We start from the raw sequence: 19686 nt of genomic DNA on the forward strand, positions 1-19686 counted from the left end.
AGCGAGACAATGACCGACCGCGACCGATCGTCTGACGCAGCTGCTCCGAACCCCGGGGGGCATGCGCACAAGAACCGGGGCGTCCTGTCCCTGTTCGACCGGTTCCGCTCCCGTCCCACCCCGGCCACCGCCGCCGCGCCCGAGCCGCCCACCGCGGCCACCGGCGAGCTGGTCAGCCAGGCCCGAGCCTTCCAGGACCTGCGCGTCGACGACGTCATGAAGCCGCGCGCCGACATCGTCGCCATCGACCGCAGCTGCAGCTTCGCCGAACTGGTCGCCCGGTTCGTGGAGGCCGAGCACAGCCGCATGCCGGTCTACCGCGAGACGCTCGACGAACCGGTGGGGGTGGTCCACGTCAAGGACGTCTTCAAGCTCCTGGCCCGCAAGACCCGCAGGCTCAAGCCCGAGGACCACGTGCTCTCCGGCCGCCACAACCTGGTGCGCCGGGTGCTCTATGTCCCCGCCTCGATGCGCGCCTCGGAACTGCTGGGCCAGATGCGCGCCCAGCAGACCCACATGGCCCTGGTGATCGATGAGTTCGGCGGCACCGACGGCTTGGTGACGCTGGAGGACCTCCTGGAAACCCTGGTGGGCGAGATCGAGGACGAGCACGACGACGCGGCCGATCTCGGCGCGGCGCCCATCGTCGCCGACGCCGATGGCTGGGTGGTCGACGGCCGCACGCCGCTGGAGGACCTCGAAGCCGCACTCGGCCAGGGCGTCGACCTGGCGCCGCCGGACCTCGACGAGGAGATCGACACCGTCGCCGGCCTGGTCAATGCGCTCGCCGGCCGCGTGCCGCAGCGGCGCGAGGTGGTCACCCACCCGGGCGGCTTCGCCATGGAGGTGTTGGTGGCCGACCCCCGCCGCGTGAAGCGCGTCCGCGTGCGCCGCCTGCCGGCCGCGCGCCTCGAAGCCTCGCTGGCGGACTGACCACGGCGATGATGGCGTGGCGGCAAGGCTGGCCGGGACGTGGCCTGGCGCTCCTGGCGGGCTTGGCGGCAGGCTTGGCGCATCCGCCGTTCGGCGTGCTGCCGGGGGTCCTGGGCTACGCCCTGCTGCTCGCCCTGATCGATGCCGACAGCCCCCGGCCCCTGCGCTCGGCGCTGTTCCGGGGCTGGCTGGGCGGGGTCGGCTATTTCGCCGCCGGCGTCTGGTGGATCACCGAACCCTTCATGGTCGACGCCAAGGAACAGGGCTGGATGGCCTCCTTCGCCCTGGTGCTGCTGGCCGCGGGCCTGGCGCTGTTCTGGGGCGCCGCGGCCCTGCTCTACCGCGCGCTCAAGACCCGCGGCGCGGTGCGCATCCTGGTGTTCGCCGGCTGCCTCGCGGGCTTCGAATGGCTGCGCGGCCACGTGCTCACCGGCTTCCCCTGGGACCTGCCGGGCGAAACCTGGAGGGCGGGCTCTGCGCCCTCGCAAGTGGCCTCGGTGGTGGGTGCCTACGGTCTCTCCTGGATCACCGTCGCCATCGCGGCCGCCCCGGCGGTCCTGGCCCAGACGATCGGCTGGCGGCCCAAGGCCGCGGCGCTCACCGCCGCCGCCGCCGCCCTCGCCAGCCTCTACGCCTTCGGCCTCGGCCGGGTCGAGAACGCCGCCCGTCCGGACGCCCGCGCGCCGCTCATCCGGGTGGTCCAGGCCAACATCGACCAGAAGAACAAATGGAAGGCCGAGAACCTCGGCTCGATTTTCGACACCTATCTCGAGCTCAGCGGGCGCCCGGGACCCCGACGGCCGGACATCGTCATCTGGCCGGAGGGCGCGCTGCCGGCGGTGATCGACGAGCTGATCGCGCCGGCCTCGCCCTATGCGGCGCGCCTGCGCGACGCGGTCGCGCCGGGCCAGACGCTGTTGATGGGCGCCAACCGCGCCGAGCCCGGTCCGAAGGGCGAGCGCTATTTCAATAGCCTGGTGGCCTTCCGCCGGGAGGCGGACGGCCTGCGCGTCACCGGCGTCTACGACAAGCACCACCTGGTGCCGTTCGGGGAGTACATGCCGGCCGGCGAGCTCGCCACCAGGGTGGGTTTCCGCAGCCTCGTCCATATGCCGGACGACTTCTCGGCAGGGCCGCCGTCCCAGCCGATCGCGCCCTGGGGCGCGCCGGCGGTGCAGGTGCTGATCTGCTACGAGGCGCTGTTCCCGGGCGTCACCCGAGACGGCGCGGCGCGCGCGGGCCTGCGCCCCGCCTGGATCCTCAACATCTCGAACGACGCCTGGTTCGGCGTCACCTCCGGGCCGCTGCAACACCTCAACATCGCCAGCTACCGGGCCATCGAGGAAGGCCTGCCGATCGTCCGCGCGACCCCGACCGGCGTTTCGGCGGTGATCGACGCCTACGGACGAATCGCACCCGGAGCGCGCTTGGGGCTCGGCGCCCTGGGTGTTATTGACGCACCCCTGCCTCCAGCTCTAGAGGCGACGCCCTATGTCCGGGCAGGCGATCTCTATTTCGCCGCGATGCTCCTATTGTCTGGCTTGGTCGCTTTAACCTATCGTGTTCGATGACCGATATTAGCTGAATCGAATTTGAGGCCGCGTCTTGCATTGCGCTTGTCCGGCGACGTTCTGATGGGAGTTGCATGGACAAGCCCGACACGCCCGCACAGGGCCCCAATCCGGTCGACCGGCATGTGGGCCTGCGGATACGGATGCGCCGCAAGGAGCTGGGGATCAGTCAGGAGCGGCTGGCGGAGTCCATCGGCCTCACCTTCCAGCAGGTCCAGAAGTACGAGCGCGCCGCCAATCGGGTGAGCGCGTCGAAGCTGTGGGAGATGTCCCGGGCCCTCTCCACCAACATCAGCTATTTCTACGAGGGGCTGGGCGATGGGGGCGAGATCATCGGTTCGAACCTGCCGCGCGAGACCCTGCAGGACTTCCTCCTGACCCCTGAGGGCATGGAGCTGGCCACGGTCTTCCCGAAGATCGCCAAGGGCCGGGTGAGGCGCAAGATCCTCGACCTGGTGCGCGCCATGGCCGGCGAGGCCGACGTCGCCGAGGCCTGACGCCTAGCTTAACCTTGCCGCCGCAACGCGTGCTTGGCGGGACATAAAGACTTCTTTATAGGCTTGCCGACCAAAATCGGACGGCCGCCGCATTTGTGGGACGGCCCCGTCATTTCCCGGAGCCAGCGCCGTGAGCCGTTCCAGCTATATCTTCACGTCTGAAAGCGTTTCCGAAGGCCATCCGGACAAGGTGGCCGACCGCATCTCCGACACCGTCGTGGACGCCTTCCTGAGCGCTGAGCCGGAGGCCCGCGTGGCCTGCGAGACCCTGGTCACCACCAACCGCATCGTGCTGGCCGGCGAAGTCCGCGCCGGCCGTCCGGGCGGGTCCAAGGCCGAGAACAAGCAGCTCACCAAGGACATCGTCCGCGGCCTGGAGGATAAGGTTCGCCAGGCGATCAAGGACATCGGCTACGAGCAGAAGGGCTTCCACTGGGCCAAGGCCAAGTACGCCTGCTACCTGCACCCGCAGTCCGCCCACATCGCCCAGGGCGTCGACGCCAACGATAAGAAGGACGAGGGCGCGGGCGACCAGGGCATCATGTTCGGCTACGCCTGCGACGAGACCCCGTCGCTGATGCCGGCGACCCTGCAATATTCCCACGACATCCTGAAGAAGCTCGCCGAGGTCCGTCATTCGGGCGAATGCTCGGTGCTGGAGCCGGACGCCAAGAGCCAGGTCACGCTGCGCTACGAGGACGGCCGCCCCGTCGAGGTGCTGCAGATCGTCGTCTCGACCCAGCACAAGAAGCGCATCGGCCTGCATTCGGCGACGCCGAAGCGCATCGAACAGCTCATCCGCCCCTACGTCGAAGGCGTCTTCCCCGCCGGCCTGATCACCAAGAAGACCAAGTGGCACGTCAACCCGACCGGCCGGTTCGAGATCGGCGGGCCGGACGGCGATGCGGGCCTGACCGGGCGCAAGATCATCGTCGACACCTACGGCGGCGCGGCCCCGCACGGCGGCGGCGCCTTTTCCGGCAAGGACCCGACCAAGGTCGACCGTTCGGCGGCCTACCTCTGCCGCTACCTGGCCAAGAACGTCGTGGCCGCGGGCCTGGCGAAGAAGTGCACCATCCAGATCAGCTACGCGATCGGCGTCGCCCAGCCGCTGAGTTTCTACGTCGACCTGCACAACACCGGCGAGATCGACCCGGCGAAGCTCGAGCTGGCCCTGCCGGAGATGGTCGGCGGCGCGACGCCGCGGGCGATCCGCGAGCACCTGCAGCTCAACCGCCCGATCTACGCCCGCACCGCGGCCTACGGCCACTTCGGCCGCCAGCCCGACAACGAAGGCGGCTTCTCCTGGGAACGTCCCGACCTCGCCGACGAACTGAAGAAGCTGGCGTAGGGCGGGCCCCTCTCACGCTGTCATCCCGGTTTCCGCGGGACGCGGCAGACCAGGACCCATAGACGCCGACGCTCGGTGGCTAGCGGGAGAGTTTCGTGCCTATGGGTCCCGGACAAGCGCTGCGCGCTTTCCGGGATGACACGGAAAATTGGATGACCGCCCACCCGCCGCTCCGCTCCTACGGCCGCCTGAAGACCCGCGCCATCAAGCCGCGCCAGGCGGCGCTGATGGAGACCCTGCTGCCCGGCCTGCGCCCGCCCCCCGGGCCCTTCGACCCCTGCACGCTCATGCCGACCGCCACCGGGGTCTGGCTGGAGATCGGCTTCGGCGGCGGCGAGCACATGGCCGCCCAGGCGGGCCTTCACCCCGACGCTCTGATCATCGGCGCCGAGCCGTTCCAGAACGGGGTGGCGAGCGCGCTTCGCCATATCGACGAGGCGCACCTGACCAATGTCCGCGTCCTCGACGGCGACGCGCGCGAGCTGATGGCCAACCTGCCGGACGCCAGCCTCGACCGGGTCTTCGTGCTCTTCCCGGACCCCTGGCCGAAGGCGCGCCACCACAAGCGCCGGGTGATCCAGGCCGACAGCGTCGCCGACCTAGCCCGCCTGCTGAAGCCGGGCGGCGCCCTACGCTTCGCCAGCGATGTGGCGCACTATGTGGACTGGGCGCTGGCGCTGTTCCTGGCCAATCCCGCCTTCCGCTGGACCGCCGAGGACGCCGCCGGCTGGCGCAACCCACCCGCCGACCACATCACCACCCGCTACGAGGAAAAACGCCTCGGCGACGTCGCCCCGGTGTTCCTGGACTTCGTCCGCGTCTAAGCGACAGCCGGCAAAGTGGAGGCTAGGCGGCGTCCTTGTAGCGCTGGATCGCCGCGCGGATCAGGTCGGCGGTCTGTTCGGGCTCGGCCCAGCCGGTGATCTTCACCGACTTGCCCTTTTCCAGGTCCTTGTAGTGCTGGAAGAAGTGGGCGATCTGCTCGGTCAGGATGCCGGGCAGCGAACGCCAGCTGTCCACACCCGTGTAGAACGGATGCAGGGCGTCCACCGGCACCGCCAGCACCTTTTCGTCGCCGCCCGCCTCGTCGGTCATCATCAGGGTGCCGATCGGCCGCGCGCGGATGATCGCGCCGGGGACCACCGGGGTCTGGCCCACCACCATGATGTCCATCGGGTCGCCGTCGTCGGCCAGGGTATGCGGGATGAAGCCGTAGTTGCCGGGATAGAACATCGCCGTGTGCAGGAAGCGGTCGACGAACAGCGCGCCGGACTCCTTGTCGATCTCGTACTTCACCGGCTCGCCGCCCTGCGGGATCTCGATGATGGCGTTGACGTCATAGGGCGGGTTCACGCCGACGGGGATCTTGGAGAGGTCCATGGAGAGCCTTCTGGGGGACGCGAGGGAACAGCGAGGGGGTCTTTAAGGCCAATCCGGCTCGACCGTAACCCCGGCCCCGGCGCATAGTTCGCCGCCACTTGCGGAGCCCAGCTTTGTCGCAACCCAACTCGACCCCCGTCCGCGTCGTCGGCCTGGCGGGAAGCCTGCGCCAGGCGTCCTACAACCGGGCCCTGCTGCGCGCGGCGCAGGGGATGGCGCCGGACGGGATGACCATCGAGATCTTCGATCTGGCCCCGGTGCCGCTCTACAACGGCGACGTCGAGGCGGCCGGCGAGCCCGACGGCGTGGCCGCCATGAAGGCCGCGATCCGGGCGGCCGACAGCGTCCTCTTCGTGACGCCGGAGTACAACCACGGGGTCCCCGGCGTGATGAAGAACGCGCTCGACTGGGCCTCGCGCCCGCCGCGCACGGCGCCGCTCGGCGGCAAGCCGGTCGGCATCATCGGCGCCTCCCCGGGCCAGACGGGCAGCGCCCGCGGCCAGAGCCAGCTGCGCCAGGCCTTCGAATTCACCAACTCCTTCTGCATGCCCCAGCCCGAGGTCCTGGTCTTCCGCGCCCACGAGAAGTTCGACGCCGAGGGCAAGCTGACCGACGAGGGGACGGCGAAGTTCCTGGGGGTGTACCTGGAGGCGTTCAAGGCCTGGACGCTGAGGTTGCGGGCGGGGTGAGGCGCGCCCTTCTTCCACAAGGGGAGAAGGGAGCCGGCAACCTCTTCGGCTTGGATGTGGCCTTCCGGTTTGCCTTGCTGATTTGGGGGCTTGTCGCGTGTGGATGCATGCCGCGAGACGCCTGACTCGGTGGTGACGTAGCAAAATCCGAGAGGTTAGTAATTTCTGAGAACGCCGCGCATCTAGCAGTCTCGTGGCCGCAGTTACATCGGCGTTGCGCCACTAACAGGCTGCGGCTTGGGGGCGGCATGCACACGTTCGCCAAACCCATACGCGCCTCGCGAACCTAACAAGCTATCGCTCGACCTCGTATTCATCCAGCATCCGGTTCCTTGATCGGATTTCGGCCGCTTGTTGGCGAAGCGCCTCGCGCTCGCCAAAGGGTGTGGCGGCGGCGTTGGCCCGAACCTCCAAAATCGTGGCGCGCAGCAGTTCGTCCTGGAGGCTCGGCGGACCGCCCTTTGCCAGTTCGCGCAGTGCGCCGTCGAAATCGTCCTGGCCCAGCCGGATGCGCGCCTCGATGCCGTGGATACCGTGACGCACGCCTCGTGACTTCAGAAACTCGGCATCCTCCCGAGCCGTGACAGCGTCGCCACTGCTCGCCGCTGCGATCGCACGCAGCTTTCGGACATAAATCTGTGAACCGACGCCTCGCTGCAGCAGATCGGTCAGCAGGGCTTGGGCACCGTGGAAATTCTGATCGCGGCGCATCATCAGCATGGCCGTTCGGCCTTGCGCATAGGCTTCCTGGCGGTCGAGTGACCGGAGCGTCCGGATGACCCGCTCCGCCTTATCGAACTCACCTTGGGCGATCAGCATACCAATCTGAACGTCGAGGAGCACGGGGTTCCGTCCGATATAGTCCGCCTCATCCCTGACTAGGTCATACAAGGGCTTCCACATGCCGAGACGCTGGTAGGCGCGTCCGAGATCGCCCACGACCTGGGTCAGGTATTTCCGGACCTCGCGCGCCTGCAACAGCAAAGGGATGGCGGCTTTCGGATCGTTCTTGTGAAGCCGAAGGTAAAATGCCCGCAGGTAGAAGCGGGAGCGGTATTTCCGCTGGTCGAAGAAGTCGAGGAGCGACTCCGCAGCAGACTCGTCACCGAGCCGAGTCTGCGCCCTCACGACGTAAGAGAGGATTTCCTCGCGGGTCGTCTCGTCCATCTTCATCGCCTGGGCCGGGGCACCCCAAGCCACCACGCGCCTTAGTGCTTCTGGATCATCATGGCCCCGGTCATAGGTGTCTCGCACGACCGCTTGGAGGGTCGAAGGCAGCAGAAGGCTCCGCAATTCTGGCGGTAGGGTGCCGCCCTCGATCGCGGCCATGTAGGCGATCGCGTCCAACAGTTCGGCGCGAAGTTCATCGTTCTTCGCGGCGGCGTCCCATTCTGACTTCAGAACGGCCGAAAAGGTCGTCATCAGCTCTCGCGAGCCATAGCCGTGCAGCCGGCGGAAGAGCGACCGGACGGGCCCTGAGATAACGTAGTTAGCCCCGGACACTTCGACTAGGCAGGCCAAAATCAGGCTGGAGACCGTCTCGCCGAACGCCTTCAAGTCCGTCTGATGCCGTTCGAGAATTATGCGCCGCAGGGTGTCCCCACCCAACTGGGGCACCCAGCTAAGGACCGACAAGACGTCCTTCTGTATCTCGTTCAGGTTGGCGAAATTCAGGGACTCGCTGAGCACGTCCTCTTGGAGGGCGAACAGGTCGCTGGGGTCGGAATTGACCACCGCAGGTCCTTTCCGCGCCACCAGGGCCGCGGTCGCTCTGGCGATGCCCGGATGTCCGCCGATCGTGCGAATGACTTCGCTGGACGGCAACTCCGGCTTGACACCGAAGGCCTCGGCGGACCCGATCATCAAAGTCCGGATGTCGGTTTCTTTCAGCGGTGGGATAGCGAGTTGGAGGAGGTTGGGGTGGGCCCGCAACTCGTTCTCATGCAGCATGCGGTTCGTCACAGCGACCAGCCGGATACGGCGATCGCGGGAGACCTTGTCGAACAGGGGCGGGACCCAAGCCTTTAGATAGCCTTTGTCCTGGAAGATGCCGTTGCCGGTTACAACCGTGACGGCTTGGCCGAGATCAGCAAAATGCGCCAAGCGGCGCGTGACCTCCTCAGCCTGGACTTCTATGGACGCGCCAGCGAAGGCCTCCAGGTCCTTGGCGATCCCGGACAGGGGTAGATCGGTCTCGATCTCCTGGCGAAGGGCACGGTACAGGTCCGCAAGGTCTGCGTATTGAGGGAGAAGGAACTCTGGGCCGAACTGGAGGTCAGGCGTGCTGGGGAAAGCTGCCGCTAGGAACCTGCGACTGAAGGTTCGACGGCCAATCCCCGCGTTGCCTGCGAGCACCACGACGTTCGGCGTTTGCTCGGTGCGCAGGACGATCTCGCCAACTTGGCTGACGGCAGCGTCGACGAGGCCGCCGCGACCATAGACTTGTTGGCCGGGCAGGTGGCTCATTGGGCCGGCAATTAGGGCGCGGCGGATGTAACGGGCGATCTCTCGCGGCCCCTGACCGACCTGGCCGACCCAGTAGTCGCGCATCCAGGCCGGAAGGTCCGCGTGGCTCACCTCGGCATCCAGAGGCACGACGATGATGCGGAATTGCGGGTCTTTGATCTTGGCGAGCCGAGCTCTGTCGATCTCAAACCCGACCCACGGCGACGCGACTGATTTCTTAGTCGCGAATAGCACGAACATGCTCGCCTGCCCGACACGCTCCTCCATGGCCGAGATCAGGGCCTCGCCGTTGGCAAAGCTGCGCGGATAGAAATAGGCCAAGCCGTCGGGCAGGAAGCGCTGGACCTGGGCCACGAAGCCCTCGTCGCCGCCCTCCAGCGAGAGGAAAACCGTGGGCAGCATGTCGCGTCCTTCAGCTAGTGGGACGGTCGATCGATCGACCGTTACGACCTATATTCCCAGCGCATTCGCGCGCCTAGGCGGCCTTCCCTAGCGCAATGCCATCTGAGGGCTCGGCCCTCGCCTCCGGGGCCTCCAGATGTGCCTTGGCCATCAGCCCCAATGCCCTTGCGACGGGGACCGGAACCGCGTTCCCGACCTGCTCGTAGTGCTTGCTGATGGAGTCGCCGGCGAAGCGGAAGAGATCAGGAAAGCCCTGGAGTCGCGCCGCCTCCCGGACCGAGATCGTGCGGTGTTCAGTTGGATGGATGTAGGCGCCCCAATGCGGGTCGCACTTAGTGAGAATGGTCGAGGCCAGTCCTCGGCGATCCAGCCTCCCGTACCGTTTCGTGTGGTCGGACTTACGGGCTCGCTGCATTCCAGCGGGAAGGAGCTCGAAAGGGATGTCGCGCCAGTTGCCGCCCTCGGGCACATGCGAGATGCGGCCGAGGTTCACCTCCGTAAGGGCGTGGCACGCGTGATTGTATAGTGTTCGGGTACCACGCTGCAGCGACCGTTGGAATTCCGAGTAAGCCGTCCCCCCATGGCGCCGACACTTCTGCGCGCCGCCACCGTTTGTGAGCGAAGGCAGGTTGCCGATCGCGGCGTCCACCGTAACGAGGGGTTTTCTCCGAGATGGCTTGGGGGCGCCCGGCTTCGGCTTCGGCGGAAACCGGGAGGCTGACTTGTGGGTGGGGGCCGGCAGCAGGTTCACAGCATCACCGACGCGGCTGGCGACGAAGAATACGCGCTTCCGCACCTGCGGCGTGCCAAATTCCTCGGCTGAGAGGACGCGGTGCGTGGACGCGTAACCGAGGTCGGCCAGCTTTTCGGCGATCGCGGCTATGACACTGCCGCCATCAATGCTGAGGATGCCGGGAACGTTCTCCATCACGAGCGTCTTTGGCTTCAGCCCTTCGACGAGCCGAAGGTAGTCCTCGAACAGGCGGGCGCGGTCATCCGTGGCCGAACGTTGGTGGTTGTTGTGGCTGAACGATTGGCACGGCGGGCCGCCGATCAGGCAGTCAAGCTCTCCGATGCCGAGCCCGCATTCCATCAGAATAGCCGCCGCTGACAGCCCACGGATCGGCCCCTGGAAGAACGACGCCTCGGGGAAATTCAGACGGAAGGTCGCCGATGCGTCCGGGTCGGCATCGTTGGCGGCCAGGATTGCCCAGCCGGCCTCTCGAAAGCCCACGGCGAGTCCGCCCGCACCCGAAAATGCGTCCACGCAGGTGGGCCCGCTCGCCTTGGGCATCGTGCGCCGGTGAAGGGGGAGGGTATCGGTCGTCATTACACTCAACGCGTCAGCGCGGCGGTTCGCCGGGTCGAGGGTGCCGACCGAATCGCTAACTGTACTCTAACGCATCTCGGCTCAGAACGAAGCAAGAACACATCGAAGCTCCGCCGTCCGCTTGACCTTGATAGAACTTGCTGTAGCTTGTCCGGACAAGTTGATGGAGATCCGAATGGACGATGCCACCCCGGCGGCCACCGCCGCCGACGTCAAGCCGAAGCCCCGCGTGATCGTCGAGAAAATCGCTGACCAGGAGTGGGAGCTAGCCGAAGCCCGCCTGGATGTGACGCAGGAAGTCTTGCTGTGGTCCGAGAACCCGCGCCTCCAGCCGGCGATAGCAGCCATAGCGGCGAGCGGAATCGCGTCAGAGGCCGAGCTGGAGGCATCTCTCCGGCAGACGTCGGGCTACGACACACTGCGACGTTCCATTGAAGAGTTAGGCCAGATGGAGGCGATCTATGTCTGGCGCGCTGACGAAGCCTCCAAGTACGTGGTGTTCGAGGGGGCAACGCGCGTCTCGATCTTGCGGGAGCTCAACCGCAAACACGTGACGGGAGCCAAGGCGGGCAAGTTTCGGTTCGTGAAGGCGAAGGTCCTGCCGCCCAACTTTGGCGACATCGAGCGGGCGGTCCTGCTGGCCCGCATCCACGTCCGGGGTACCGGTGTCCGCGCCTGGGGGCGCTACATCGAGGCGAAATTCATCCACGAGACGGTCACCGACATCAACGGCCGGTCGGCGCTGATGTCGATGGGCGAGATGGCCCGCCATATGGCGAAGTCGCTCTCGTGGGTGCAGCGGCTCCGCGATGCGTACGAGTTCGCCCAGAAGTTCGTCGAGCACGTGGATAGTGACGACGCCCAGAAGCTCGCGGTCGATAACTTCAGCATCTTGGAGGAGATGAGCAAGGCGACCACGATCGGCTCCCAGCTCCGCGACTACGACAACCAGGCGTTCGACGGTCTGCGGGCCGAGGTCTTCGACATGGTCAGGAACGAAGTTTTCAAGGAGTATCGGAACGCCCGGTTCCTCAATGACTTCCACAACGACCCCGACAAGTGGGCTCAGTTGAAGGCCGGTGAGAAACACGTCGCTGACCGGCTCGCCAACGACCTCAAGAGCAACGCCAGCAGCCTCAAGGCGCGTATCGCCGCCGTAGAGCAGCAGGTGCAGCGCGCAGTTGACCGGGGCGACACGGACTTCGGCGACGACGACGGGGAGACGCTGCAGCGGGCGCTTGTTCAGATCCAAAAGCAGCTCAACCATGGCATCCGCCCGTTCCGTATCGCGCTCAGCGGCGCGGCGAAGTCCCTCAGTGAGGCGAGCCTTGCGGACGTGAGGGAGGTCACCCCCGAGGAGGTCGACAATTTCAACGAGGCTGTCGGCTGGTTCCAGGAACTTGTCGCCAAGCACGGTAAGGCCACCACGTAATGGGTGTTGAGCTGATGGCGCACCAGCGGGAGGGCATCGATTTCCTGATCAGCGGGAAGTCTGGCCTTCTCGCCTTCGAGCAGGGACTCGGCAAGACGCTGGTCGCCATCGATGCCTTCCGTCGCCTGTGGGCCGCGAGGGACGTCGAACGCCTGTTGGTGGTGTGCCCGAACTCGCTAAAGCGGAACTGGGTGGCCGAACTAAGCAAGTTCGCTCCGGAGTTCACGGTGGAGATCGCCGAGGGTTCTCCACGCGCCCGGCGGGCGATCTTCGCGCAGTCCAGGGCCCACGTCGTCGTCACCAGCTACGAGACGGCCCGCGCTGAGGTGACCGCGATCCTGGCGTTCGTCGAGCGCCATCCCACCGCTCTCGTGCTGGACGAATCCCACGCGACCAAGAACTGGAAATCGCTCACGTCCACGGCCGCGCGCCACTTCTCGCCACGCTGCAAATTTCGGTGGCTGCTGTCGGGCACGCCCGTCACCAACACGCCGGCTGACCTCTATACCCAGGTGGAAATCCTCGCCCCCGGCGAAAAGCTTCTGGGTTCTCTCGACGGTTTCCTGGCCACGATGGAGAGCGACCCGAAGGCCGAGTTCGCGCGCCGGGCCTTCGACAGGCTGATCCTGCGACGCACGAAGGAGGAATGCCTCGACCTACCTGAGAAGACCTTCATCGACCTGCGGGTTGATCTGCCCTCCTGGCAGCGGAAGCTTTATGACGACATGCGGACACAAATGGTGTGCGAGATCGAGGCGATGTCTGGCGAACAGTATCGGGCTTTCGCCTCGACCGCGCTGGCGCAGCTCACAAGGCTAAGCCAAATCGCTAGCAACCCGGCGCTGCTCCTTCCGGAGGCCGACGCTACACCGGGCAAGTTCGACGCCATGGACGGGCTGGTGGCCGACATGCTTTCCGTGCCCGGTCGCAAGGTGATCATCTGGTCCAATTACGTGAAAACCATCGAGACTCTGATCGACCGGCTGGAGCCGTATGGGGTCGTCGCGATCTACGGCGGCATTCCCAACAGCGAGCGGCAGGACGTGGCTGCGCGATTCCAAACCGACCCACAGACGCGAGTGCTGATCGCCAATCCCGCGGCGGCGGGCACCGGCTTCACGCTCACGGCTGCCACGTACACGATCTACGAAACGCTCTCCTGGCGGTACGACCACTACGCCCAGAGCCAGGACCGGAACCACCGCATCGGCCAGACCCAGCCCGTCACCTACGTGCGCATGGTCGCGGCCGACACCATCGAGGAGGCAATCATCAACGCCCTTGAGCGTAAGTCTGCGATGGCGCAAGCGCTGCTTGGCGATGAAGCCCAGGCGACCGCGATCAGCCAGCTCACGCAGCAACAGATGTGTGAGCTGCTTGTCAGCAACCGCTTGCCGGTCTGATCGGCTTAGTTGGCATGGATACGTATTCGCCGGCGGACCGCTCCGCGCTCATGTCCCGCATCCGATCTAGCGACACGAAGGCCGAAGTCCGCCTAAGGAAGGTCCTGCATAGGCGGGGTTTTCGCTACCGGAAGAACGTACGGGGGCTGCCGGGCACGCCGGACATCGTCCTTCCTATGCATCGCTACGTGATCCAGGTTCGTGGATGCTTCTGGCACGCGCACGCGAATTGCCGGAGAGCCCACACCCCCGCATCCAATACGGCTTATTGGACCCCGAAGCTCGCACGGAACGTGGAGCGGGACCGGGCATCCGACCAAGCGCTTGTAGAGGCCGGGTGGCGGCTGCGGGTGGTCTGGGAATGCGAAATCCAGTCGGACCCGGGCCTGTGCGCTATGGCCGACGACATAGCTAAGGATCTTTCGGTTGGCAGCCAGACGCGCTGAAGTAGTCGCCAGCGGAGGCGCGAATTCCCTAATGTGAGGCTGCTCCCCGAGGTGCGCGTGCCCAATCGCTGCGTGATCGACTATCAGTCGCGGCATGCCAGCACGCGCCGGATTGCACTGAAGCGTCTGTTCGGCGGCATGGCGGTAATGAGCCTTTCTCCCGCCGCAAGAACATAGATCCGCTCGCCGACGGATTTGATGCGTACGCAGTAGATCGCCTGTCGTGGGCCGCGTTGCTGAATCAGGGTCGCGCGCCCGTCGCGGATCGCCTCCACGATCCCGGAGAATTCACCGGGTGCGAGGATGATACTGTAGTGATCAAACAGCCGGCGGTAGAAATGCCAGTGTTCTTTCTGGATCGCCGCGCCGTGCCACCGGGGATCAAGGGCCTCAGTGACGGCCTCAGCGCCATCCATTCCGATCGAGAAGCCCATCGGAGGTCACCCGTCCGCCAGGCGAAGGGGGGCTTGGCCGGTGCGCAGGTCGCCGTGGCCACGGGTGCGATAGCTGCCCAGGCACATGTTGCAGTTCGAGTGCAAGTCAGGCTGTTCGGCGCTGGCGTACGCTTCTGCATCGGCCAGGGTGGTGAATGGCACCCAGGTCCCCGACTTGGTGTTGCCTGAGAGCTTCTTGCCGTGGCCGTCGTTGCAGTTGGTGCAGCCGCTCTTATGCACCTTCGTGAACCGGTGGACGAAGCCGAGATAGACCCAGAACGGCGCCCGCTCTTCGTCCGACCCCGCGCGACGCGCCTTCGCCCTGGCGGCCTTGAGTGCCGCCTTGGCTTCAGCCTTGGCCTTCTGTTTCTCCGACATTACGTGGCGGCGCCGTTCCGCGATGAACGCATCGGTCAGCGCCAGAAGGTCGGGAACCTCCCAGACGTGCTCGGTCAGGCCGGCTTCCATGGCGGCGGGGAGACGCTTGATCCACCCCTTCTTGCCGCTGCCGACCAGGGGGCGCATCGGCCGGGGCACCCAGCAATAGTTGTGATACATGATCCACAGCGCCAACTGCCGCTCGTGGTTCAGCATCCTTTTCGAAAATGCATTGGTTCGCCGGTTGTAGCGGCGGTTGCCCATGCGCAGATTGAGATTCTGCCTCTCGATATAGGAGGTGTGGGTGTCCTCCTTCCTCGGATCGCCGGAAACCGGCCTGCGCTCCGAGCCAGTGTATCGCGCGCCAGGAGGGATGTTCCCGTCCTTGTCGGTCTTCGAATACGACTTCACCAACATGCCGTAATCGGCGTCCGCGCCGAAGGCGTGCTCCACGGCCTTCTTGTAGCCCTCGAAGCCATCGGTCGCGATGTGCGGCCGCGCCCAGAACGCGCCCGTTTCGGTGCGCTTCAGCTTGGCAGCCACATCGACCATGAACTCCTTGGCGTCCACGTCGCTGCGGTCCCCCAGCAGGTAAGAGAAGATCAGCTTGCTGTCGGCGCACATCGCCAAGTAGCCCCAGACCGTCCCGGCGCCGTCGGGCGGGTCCTCCATCTCTCCGACGTTCCGCTCGCGCGCCGCGACGAAGGCGTAGAGTTCGTCCGCCTGAATCCTGGAGATCGCCAGCCCCCTCAGGTCTTCCATGTGAGCGATCGCCATGTCGCCGGCGTCGGTCAGGAGTTTGTCGACCGTGTTCTGTTCCACCCCGAAGATGCGTTGGCAGGATCGTAGGGAAACGCCCTCGCACAGCGCGCTCAGGATGTAGGCGCGTATTTTGGGATCGAGTTTAGCCATCGCGCCGCAAAGCTGACCGAGGCCGGACAGTCCCGAAGTGTTGGAAATTGATCATGGCAGGTCTCCATTGGCAGGGGGGCGGCTAGCGCCCGTGACGACCAATTGGAGAAGAAGACTTATCGTCAATCAAGTGTAAAAACTCGAGAACACAAATATATTCAACTAACCCGCCATTCAATATTGCCACTTCCCACAATTTTCGGCATTATAATAAGCAACGGTTACCTTTAACCTTTAGATTGTTAAGGTAAACCCGTTCCTTAGTTGACGGAAACGTTGTCGAGTAGCGTGTTTTCCGTCGGCGTCCACGCGTCCGAAGTGGCCGCTCACTGGCCTGCGGAACCGCGTCCGGTTCGCCAAGGGCAGGGTCAGGTCGGTCTATTCAGCCAGAACTGGTTTCTGGCCGGGTGCGGCGGTGGAGTTTCGATGACACAGCTCGAACTCAGGATCGCGGGCGGGCAAGCCGTTTGGCCAACGCGTCGATCTCTTTCTTCGAGGGACGCCCCTTGGAAGCGCGGACCTCTTTGATGATCACCTCTTCCTCCGGCGTCAGCGACTCCTGGTCGTGACCGGCGAGCTTTCGGGCACCAGCAAGGGCGCGCGCCATGTCATCGTCGGTCAGGATTTTTGGGCTACGAGCCATGCAGAGTCGGGCATCTGAGGGAGGACGGGCGGGGTAAGAGACACTATCACATCCCACTGTTCCGGTCCCTTAGCGACGGAAACGATAAGCGGACCGCCGCAGCAGGGCGCCGACAGCGCCCTCCCGGGTCGGCGACCAGACACAGTCTCGTCCGTCGATCATGCCGATGAACCCAGCGCCACGGACGCCCAAGGCGCGCCGCACGGCCTATTGTTGCTGGCCCCGCCGGAGGTGGATATAATCAGTTCGAAATCGCATTTGGGGTCTCCGTTTCTAACCCCTCCTGGCTGAGCCCCCCCAGGCGGCTTATCAACTCCTCCAAAATTGCTACGTCACCACCCCTGACTCAACAGGGCTGACAAACCCCTCTTGAGCGCCTATATTCCCCTCAACATCGTCCGTTAGCGCTGTAAGGCGCCTACGAGCGGCGGGCTCCGGCCCGGCCGCTCTTTTCTTTGCCGGAGGGCTGGCCAAGGCCATGCGCGGGAAGACCGCCGAAGATCTGAACCTCCTGGAGCTGCTCGACCCCGTGGCCGAGGCGGCGGGCTACGCCATCGTGCGCCTGCGCCTGATGGGCGGCGAGCACGCCCGGCGGCTGCAGATCATGGCCGAGCGCCCGTCCGACGGCGACATGAACGTCGAGGACTGCGCGCGGCTGTCGCGCGCCATCTCCGAGATCATGGACGCCGCCGACCCGATCGCCGGGGAATATACCCTGGAGGTCTCCTCGCCCGGCGTCGACCGGCCGCTGACCCGGCTCGGCGACTTCGAGGCCTACCGGGGCTACGAGGCCCGTCTCGAGCTCGACCGCCTGGCCGAGGGCCGCAAGCGCTTCAAGGGCGTCTTGGCCGGCGTCGACGAAGGCCAGGTCGCCGTCGACCTCGAAGGCGAGGAAGAGACCGCGCTGATCCCGTTTTCCTGGATCGTCGAGGCCAAGCTCGTGCTCACCGACCAACTGATGAAGCGCGGCGCCGACGTCCGCGCCGCCCGCCTGCAATCCGAAAATCCTCAATCACAGACTTCCGAGTAAGAAAGAGACCCCATGAGCCTCACCGGCATTTCCGCCAATCGGCTTGAGCTGCTGCAGATCGCCGACGCGGTCGCACGCGAAAAATCCATCGACCGCGAGATCGTCATCGAGGCGATCGAGGAGGCGATCCAGAAGGGCGCGCGCGCCCGCTACGGCGCCGAGCACGACATCCGGGTCAACATCGACCAGAAGACCGGCGAGGTCGCCATCAAGCGCGTCCAGACCGTCGTGGCCGACGACGCCAACTACGGCGTGGTCGTGGGCGAGGACGGCGAGGAGACCCCGGCCGAGGAGCCGCAGGGCATCATCCGGCTTTCCGACGCCAAGCGCACCGACAAGGACGCGGTGATCGGCAAGACCTACGAGGAAATCCTGCCGCCCTTCGAATTCGGCCGGGTGCAGACCCAGATGGCCCGCCAGGTGGTGACCGGAAAGGTCCGCGAGGCCGAGCGCGAGCGCCAGTTCGAGGAGTTCAAGGACCGAGTCGGCGAGATCGTCAACGGCGTGGTCAAGCGGGTCGAGTACGGCAACATCGTCGTCGACCTGGGCCGCGGCGAAGGCATCGCGCGGCGCGACCAGTCGATCCCGCGCGAGAACTTCAACATCGGCGACCGGATCCGTTGCTACATCTATGACGTCCGCCGCGAGACCAAGGGCCCGCAGATCCTGCTCTCCCGCGCGCACGGCGGCTTCATGGCCAAGCTGTTCGCCCAGGAAGTGCCGGAGGTCTACGACGGGGTCATCGAGATCCGCGCCGTGGCCCGCGACCCGGGCAGCCGCGCCAAGATGGCGGTGGTCTCCAACGACAGCTCCATCGACCCGGTCGGCGCCTGCGTCGGCATGCGCGGCTCCCGCGTCCAGGCGGTGGTGGCCGAGCTGCAGGGCGAGAAGATCGACATCATCCAGTGGAGCCCGGACGAGGCGACCTTCATCGTCAACGCGCTCGCGCCGGCCGAAGTCTCCAAGGTCGTCATGGACGAGGAGGACGAGCGGGTCGAGGTGGTGGTGCCCGACGAGCAGCTGTCGCTGGCCATCGGGCGCCGCGGCCAGAACGTCCGTCTCGCCAGCCAGCTGACCGGCTGGCAGATCGACATCATGACCGAGAGCCAGGAGAGCGAGCGCCGCCAGCGCGAGTTCGCCGAGCGCACCCAGCTCTTCCAGGAAGCCCTGGACGTCGACGAGGTCATCGCCCAGCTGCTGGTCACCGAAGGCTTCGCCACGGTTGAAGATGTCGCCTATGTCGACGTCTCGGAGATCGCCTCCATCGAGGGCTTCGACGAGGACACCGGCGCCGAGATCCAGGCCCGCGCCACCGACTTCCTGGACAAGATCGCCGCCGAGTTCGACGCCAAGCGCCTTGAGCTGGGCGTCGAGGACGCGCTTCTGGAGATCGAGGGCGTCACCCTGCCGATCGCCGTGGCGCTGGGCGAAGGCGATGTGAAGACCGTCGAGAACCTCGCCGACCTGGTGCCCGACGACCTGCGCGGCTGGTTCGAGACCAAGAACGGCGAGCGGACCCGCGAGCCCGGCATCCTCGAAGCCTTCGGCCTGGAGCCCGCCGACGCCGAAGCCCTGATCATGCGCGCTCGCGTGGTGATGGGTTGGGTCGAGGCCCCGCCGGAGCCCGAGCCCGAACCCGAGATGGAAGAGCCCATCGAGGAAACCGAAGCCTTCGCCGAAGCCGAAGCGGCCGGCGAAGCCCAGCACGCCTAAGGACTCAAGCCCTTGGCCGAACCCGCCGTTACGCTGGCTGCCGCCGAGCGCGAGCGGCGGGACATCGTCACTGGCGAGGTGATGGATGAGGCGCGCCTGATCCGCTTCGTCGCGGGTCCGGGCGGCGTGGTCGTCCCCGACCTTGCGCGCAAGCTGCCCGGCCGGGGCCTGTGGGTCGCCGCCGACCGCGGCTCGGTGGAGACGGCGGCGAAGAAGGGCCTCTTCGCCCGCGCCGCCAAGGCCAAGGTCTCGGCCCCGCCGGATCTCGCCCCGATGGTGGAAAGCCTGCTGAAACGCCGGCTTTTGTCGGGGCTGGGGCTTGCGCGGCGGGCCGGCGACCTTACCTCGGGATTCGAAAAGGTCTCGGCCGCGATCACCGCGGGCAGGGCCGCCTGGCTGATCGAGGCGTCCGACGGCGCCGCGGACGGCCGCCGCAAGCTGTGGGCCAAGACCCGAAAACAATCCCCGCCCACGCCGATGTTTGGCGTTTTCACGGCGGAGGAATTGGGTTTGGCCTTAGGCGCGGAGAATGTGATACACACCGCCTTCCTTGCGGGGCGAGCCGCCGATCGTTGGGCGCAGGACGCTCATCGGCTGTCGGGCTTTTGCCCGCTCCTTCCTGAGAGTTGGCGCGAGGAGCCTTAGAGGCGAACGGGACGTTGTCCCGCCGCCGCCG

General features: G+C 66.0%; 18 protein-coding genes. 12 read left to right on the forward strand and 6 right to left on the reverse strand.

The genetic code is table 11. The features are described from left to right. The first annotated feature begins 9 nt into the window (after window positions 1-9). The 5 genes from ACESMY_RS01415 to trmB all read left to right on the forward strand — a co-directional run bounded on the left by ACESMY_RS01415 (window position 10) and on the right by trmB (window position 5176). A complete protein-coding gene (locus ACESMY_RS01415; RefSeq protein WP_372781425.1) occupies window positions 10-933 on the forward strand; it encodes a hemolysin family protein in 924 nt (307 codons plus the stop codon). 8 nt (window positions 934-941) lie between these two features. Beyond that, window positions 942-2504: an apolipoprotein N-acyltransferase gene (gene lnt / locus ACESMY_RS01420; RefSeq protein ID WP_372781427.1), complete on the forward strand. Its 1563-nt coding sequence runs from the start codon at window positions 942-944 to the stop codon at window positions 2502-2504. A 74-nt stretch (window positions 2505-2578) separates the two neighbouring features. Beyond that, complete coding sequence (locus ACESMY_RS01425; protein ID WP_372781429.1) at window positions 2579-3001, forward strand: helix-turn-helix domain-containing protein; 423 nt, start codon at window positions 2579-2581, stop codon at window positions 2999-3001. A gap of 130 nt (window positions 3002-3131) precedes the next feature. After that, window positions 3132-4352 carry a methionine adenosyltransferase gene (gene metK, locus ACESMY_RS01430; protein WP_372781431.1) on the forward strand — a complete coding sequence of 407 codons (1221 nt, stop codon included), beginning with the start codon at window positions 3132-3134 and terminating at the stop codon, window positions 4350-4352. A 152-nt stretch (window positions 4353-4504) separates the two neighbouring features. Continuing rightward, window positions 4505-5176, forward strand: coding sequence for a tRNA (guanosine(46)-N7)-methyltransferase TrmB (gene trmB, locus ACESMY_RS01435; protein ID WP_372781433.1), 672 nt, complete (start codon window positions 4505-4507; stop codon window positions 5174-5176). Between the two features lie 22 nt (window positions 5177-5198). Here trmB and ppa read toward each other — a convergent pair whose 3' ends face one another. Then, entirely contained in the window at window positions 5199-5732 is a 534-nt protein-coding gene (gene ppa, locus ACESMY_RS01440) for an inorganic diphosphatase (RefSeq protein ID WP_372781435.1), read from the reverse strand. Between the two features lie 113 nt (window positions 5733-5845). On the opposite strand from ppa, the gene ACESMY_RS01445 reads away from it, so the two are divergent. Beyond that, window positions 5846-6421 carry an NADPH-dependent FMN reductase gene (locus ACESMY_RS01445; RefSeq protein ID WP_372781437.1) on the forward strand — a complete coding sequence of 192 codons (576 nt, stop codon included), beginning with the start codon at window positions 5846-5848 and terminating at the stop codon, window positions 6419-6421. 294 nt (window positions 6422-6715) lie between these two features. Here the strand turns inward: ACESMY_RS01445 and ACESMY_RS01450 are convergent, their stop codons facing one another. Together ACESMY_RS01450 and ACESMY_RS01455 are read right to left on the reverse strand one after the other, a co-directional pair. Continuing rightward, window positions 6716-9289: a TIR domain-containing protein gene (locus ACESMY_RS01450; protein ID WP_372781439.1), complete on the reverse strand. Its 2574-nt coding sequence runs from the start codon at window positions 9287-9289 to the stop codon at window positions 6716-6718. A 73-nt stretch (window positions 9290-9362) separates the two neighbouring features. Then, window positions 9363-10619, reverse strand: a complete 1257-nt coding sequence (locus tag ACESMY_RS01455) for a DNA cytosine methyltransferase (protein ID WP_372781441.1) — start codon at window positions 10617-10619, stop codon at window positions 9363-9365. Between the two features lie 175 nt (window positions 10620-10794). On the opposite strand from ACESMY_RS01455, the gene ACESMY_RS01460 reads away from it, so the two are divergent. Genes ACESMY_RS01460 through ACESMY_RS01470 form a run of 3 tightly spaced genes read left to right on the forward strand, consistent with a single transcriptional unit; the run spans window position 10795 to window position 13900 of the window. Next, window positions 10795-12051 carry a hypothetical protein gene (locus ACESMY_RS01460; RefSeq protein ID WP_372781443.1) on the forward strand — a complete coding sequence of 419 codons (1257 nt, stop codon included), beginning with the start codon at window positions 10795-10797 and terminating at the stop codon, window positions 12049-12051. Beyond that, window positions 12051-13454, forward strand: coding sequence for a DEAD/DEAH box helicase (locus ACESMY_RS01465; protein WP_372781445.1), 1404 nt, complete (start codon window positions 12051-12053; stop codon window positions 13452-13454). The genes ACESMY_RS01460 and ACESMY_RS01465 overlap by 1 nt, the downstream gene beginning before the upstream one ends. Window positions 13455-13468: 14 nt before the next feature. Further along, window positions 13469-13900 (forward strand): very short patch repair endonuclease, encoded by a 432-nt coding sequence (locus ACESMY_RS01470; RefSeq protein WP_372781447.1) that lies wholly within the window; start codon window positions 13469-13471, stop codon window positions 13898-13900. 83 nt (window positions 13901-13983) lie between these two features. Here ACESMY_RS01470 and ACESMY_RS01475 read toward each other — a convergent pair whose 3' ends face one another. The 3 genes from ACESMY_RS01475 to ACESMY_RS01485 form a co-directional block, all read right to left on the reverse strand. Then, window positions 13984-14334 (reverse strand): hypothetical protein, encoded by a 351-nt coding sequence (locus ACESMY_RS01475; RefSeq protein ID WP_372781449.1) that lies wholly within the window; start codon window positions 14332-14334, stop codon window positions 13984-13986. Window positions 14335-14340: 6 nt separating this feature from the next. Beyond that, window positions 14341-15624: a hypothetical protein gene (locus ACESMY_RS01480; RefSeq protein ID WP_372781451.1), complete on the reverse strand. Its 1284-nt coding sequence runs from the start codon at window positions 15622-15624 to the stop codon at window positions 14341-14343. Window positions 15625-16066: 442 nt separating this feature from the next. Beyond that, a complete protein-coding gene (locus tag ACESMY_RS01485; protein WP_372781453.1) occupies window positions 16067-16267 on the reverse strand; it encodes a hypothetical protein in 201 nt (66 codons plus the stop codon). Between the two features lie 478 nt (window positions 16268-16745). On the opposite strand from ACESMY_RS01485, the gene rimP reads away from it, so the two are divergent. Genes rimP through ACESMY_RS01500 form a run of 3 tightly spaced genes read left to right on the forward strand, consistent with a single transcriptional unit; the run spans window position 16746 to window position 19655 of the window. Further along, the gene (rimP, locus tag ACESMY_RS01490; RefSeq protein ID WP_372781455.1) at window positions 16746-17297 is read left to right on the forward strand and encodes a ribosome maturation factor RimP; all 552 of its coding nucleotides are present in this window, start codon (window positions 16746-16748) and stop codon (window positions 17295-17297) included. A 12-nt stretch (window positions 17298-17309) separates the two neighbouring features. Continuing rightward, window positions 17310-19010 (forward strand): transcription termination factor NusA, encoded by a 1701-nt coding sequence (nusA, locus tag ACESMY_RS01495; protein ID WP_372781457.1) that lies wholly within the window; start codon window positions 17310-17312, stop codon window positions 19008-19010. A gap of 12 nt (window positions 19011-19022) precedes the next feature. Further along, window positions 19023-19655, forward strand: coding sequence for an RNA-binding protein (locus ACESMY_RS01500; protein ID WP_372781459.1), 633 nt, complete (start codon window positions 19023-19025; stop codon window positions 19653-19655). Window positions 19656-19686 lie beyond the last annotated feature (31 nt).

The organism is Phenylobacterium sp., assembly GCF_041691455.1.
Lineage (GTDB): Bacteria > Pseudomonadota > Alphaproteobacteria > Caulobacterales > Caulobacteraceae > Phenylobacterium.

Coding starts and splice junctions, on each gene's coding strand:
- ACESMY_RS01465 (WP_372781445.1), top strand. CDS start 12,051: ATGGGTGTTGAGCTGATGGCGCACCAGCGGGAGGGCATCGATTTCCTG.
- ACESMY_RS01485 (WP_372781453.1), bottom strand. CDS start 16,267: ATGGCTCGTAGCCCAAAAATCCTGACCGACGATGACATGGCGCGCGCC.
- ACESMY_RS01475 (WP_372781449.1), bottom strand. CDS start 14,334: ATGGGCTTCTCGATCGGAATGGATGGCGCTGAGGCCGTCACTGAGGCC.
- ppa (WP_372781435.1), bottom strand. CDS start 5,732: ATGGACCTCTCCAAGATCCCCGTCGGCGTGAACCCGCCCTATGACGTC.
- ACESMY_RS01455 (WP_372781441.1), bottom strand. CDS start 10,619: ATGACGACCGATACCCTCCCCCTTCACCGGCGCACGATGCCCAAGGCG.
- trmB (WP_372781433.1), top strand. CDS start 4,505: ATGACCGCCCACCCGCCGCTCCGCTCCTACGGCCGCCTGAAGACCCGC.
- ACESMY_RS01460 (WP_372781443.1), top strand. CDS start 10,795: ATGGACGATGCCACCCCGGCGGCCACCGCCGCCGACGTCAAGCCGAAG.
- ACESMY_RS01415 (WP_372781425.1), top strand. CDS start 10: ATGACCGACCGCGACCGATCGTCTGACGCAGCTGCTCCGAACCCCGGG.
- lnt (WP_372781427.1), top strand. CDS start 942: ATGATGGCGTGGCGGCAAGGCTGGCCGGGACGTGGCCTGGCGCTCCTG.
- rimP (WP_372781455.1), top strand. CDS start 16,746: ATGCGCGGGAAGACCGCCGAAGATCTGAACCTCCTGGAGCTGCTCGAC.
- ACESMY_RS01470 (WP_372781447.1), top strand. CDS start 13,469: ATGGATACGTATTCGCCGGCGGACCGCTCCGCGCTCATGTCCCGCATC.
- ACESMY_RS01450 (WP_372781439.1), bottom strand. CDS start 9,289: ATGCTGCCCACGGTTTTCCTCTCGCTGGAGGGCGGCGACGAGGGCTTC.
- ACESMY_RS01425 (WP_372781429.1), top strand. CDS start 2,579: ATGGACAAGCCCGACACGCCCGCACAGGGCCCCAATCCGGTCGACCGG.
- nusA (WP_372781457.1), top strand. CDS start 17,310: ATGAGCCTCACCGGCATTTCCGCCAATCGGCTTGAGCTGCTGCAGATC.
- ACESMY_RS01480 (WP_372781451.1), bottom strand. CDS start 15,624: ATGGCTAAACTCGATCCCAAAATACGCGCCTACATCCTGAGCGCGCTG.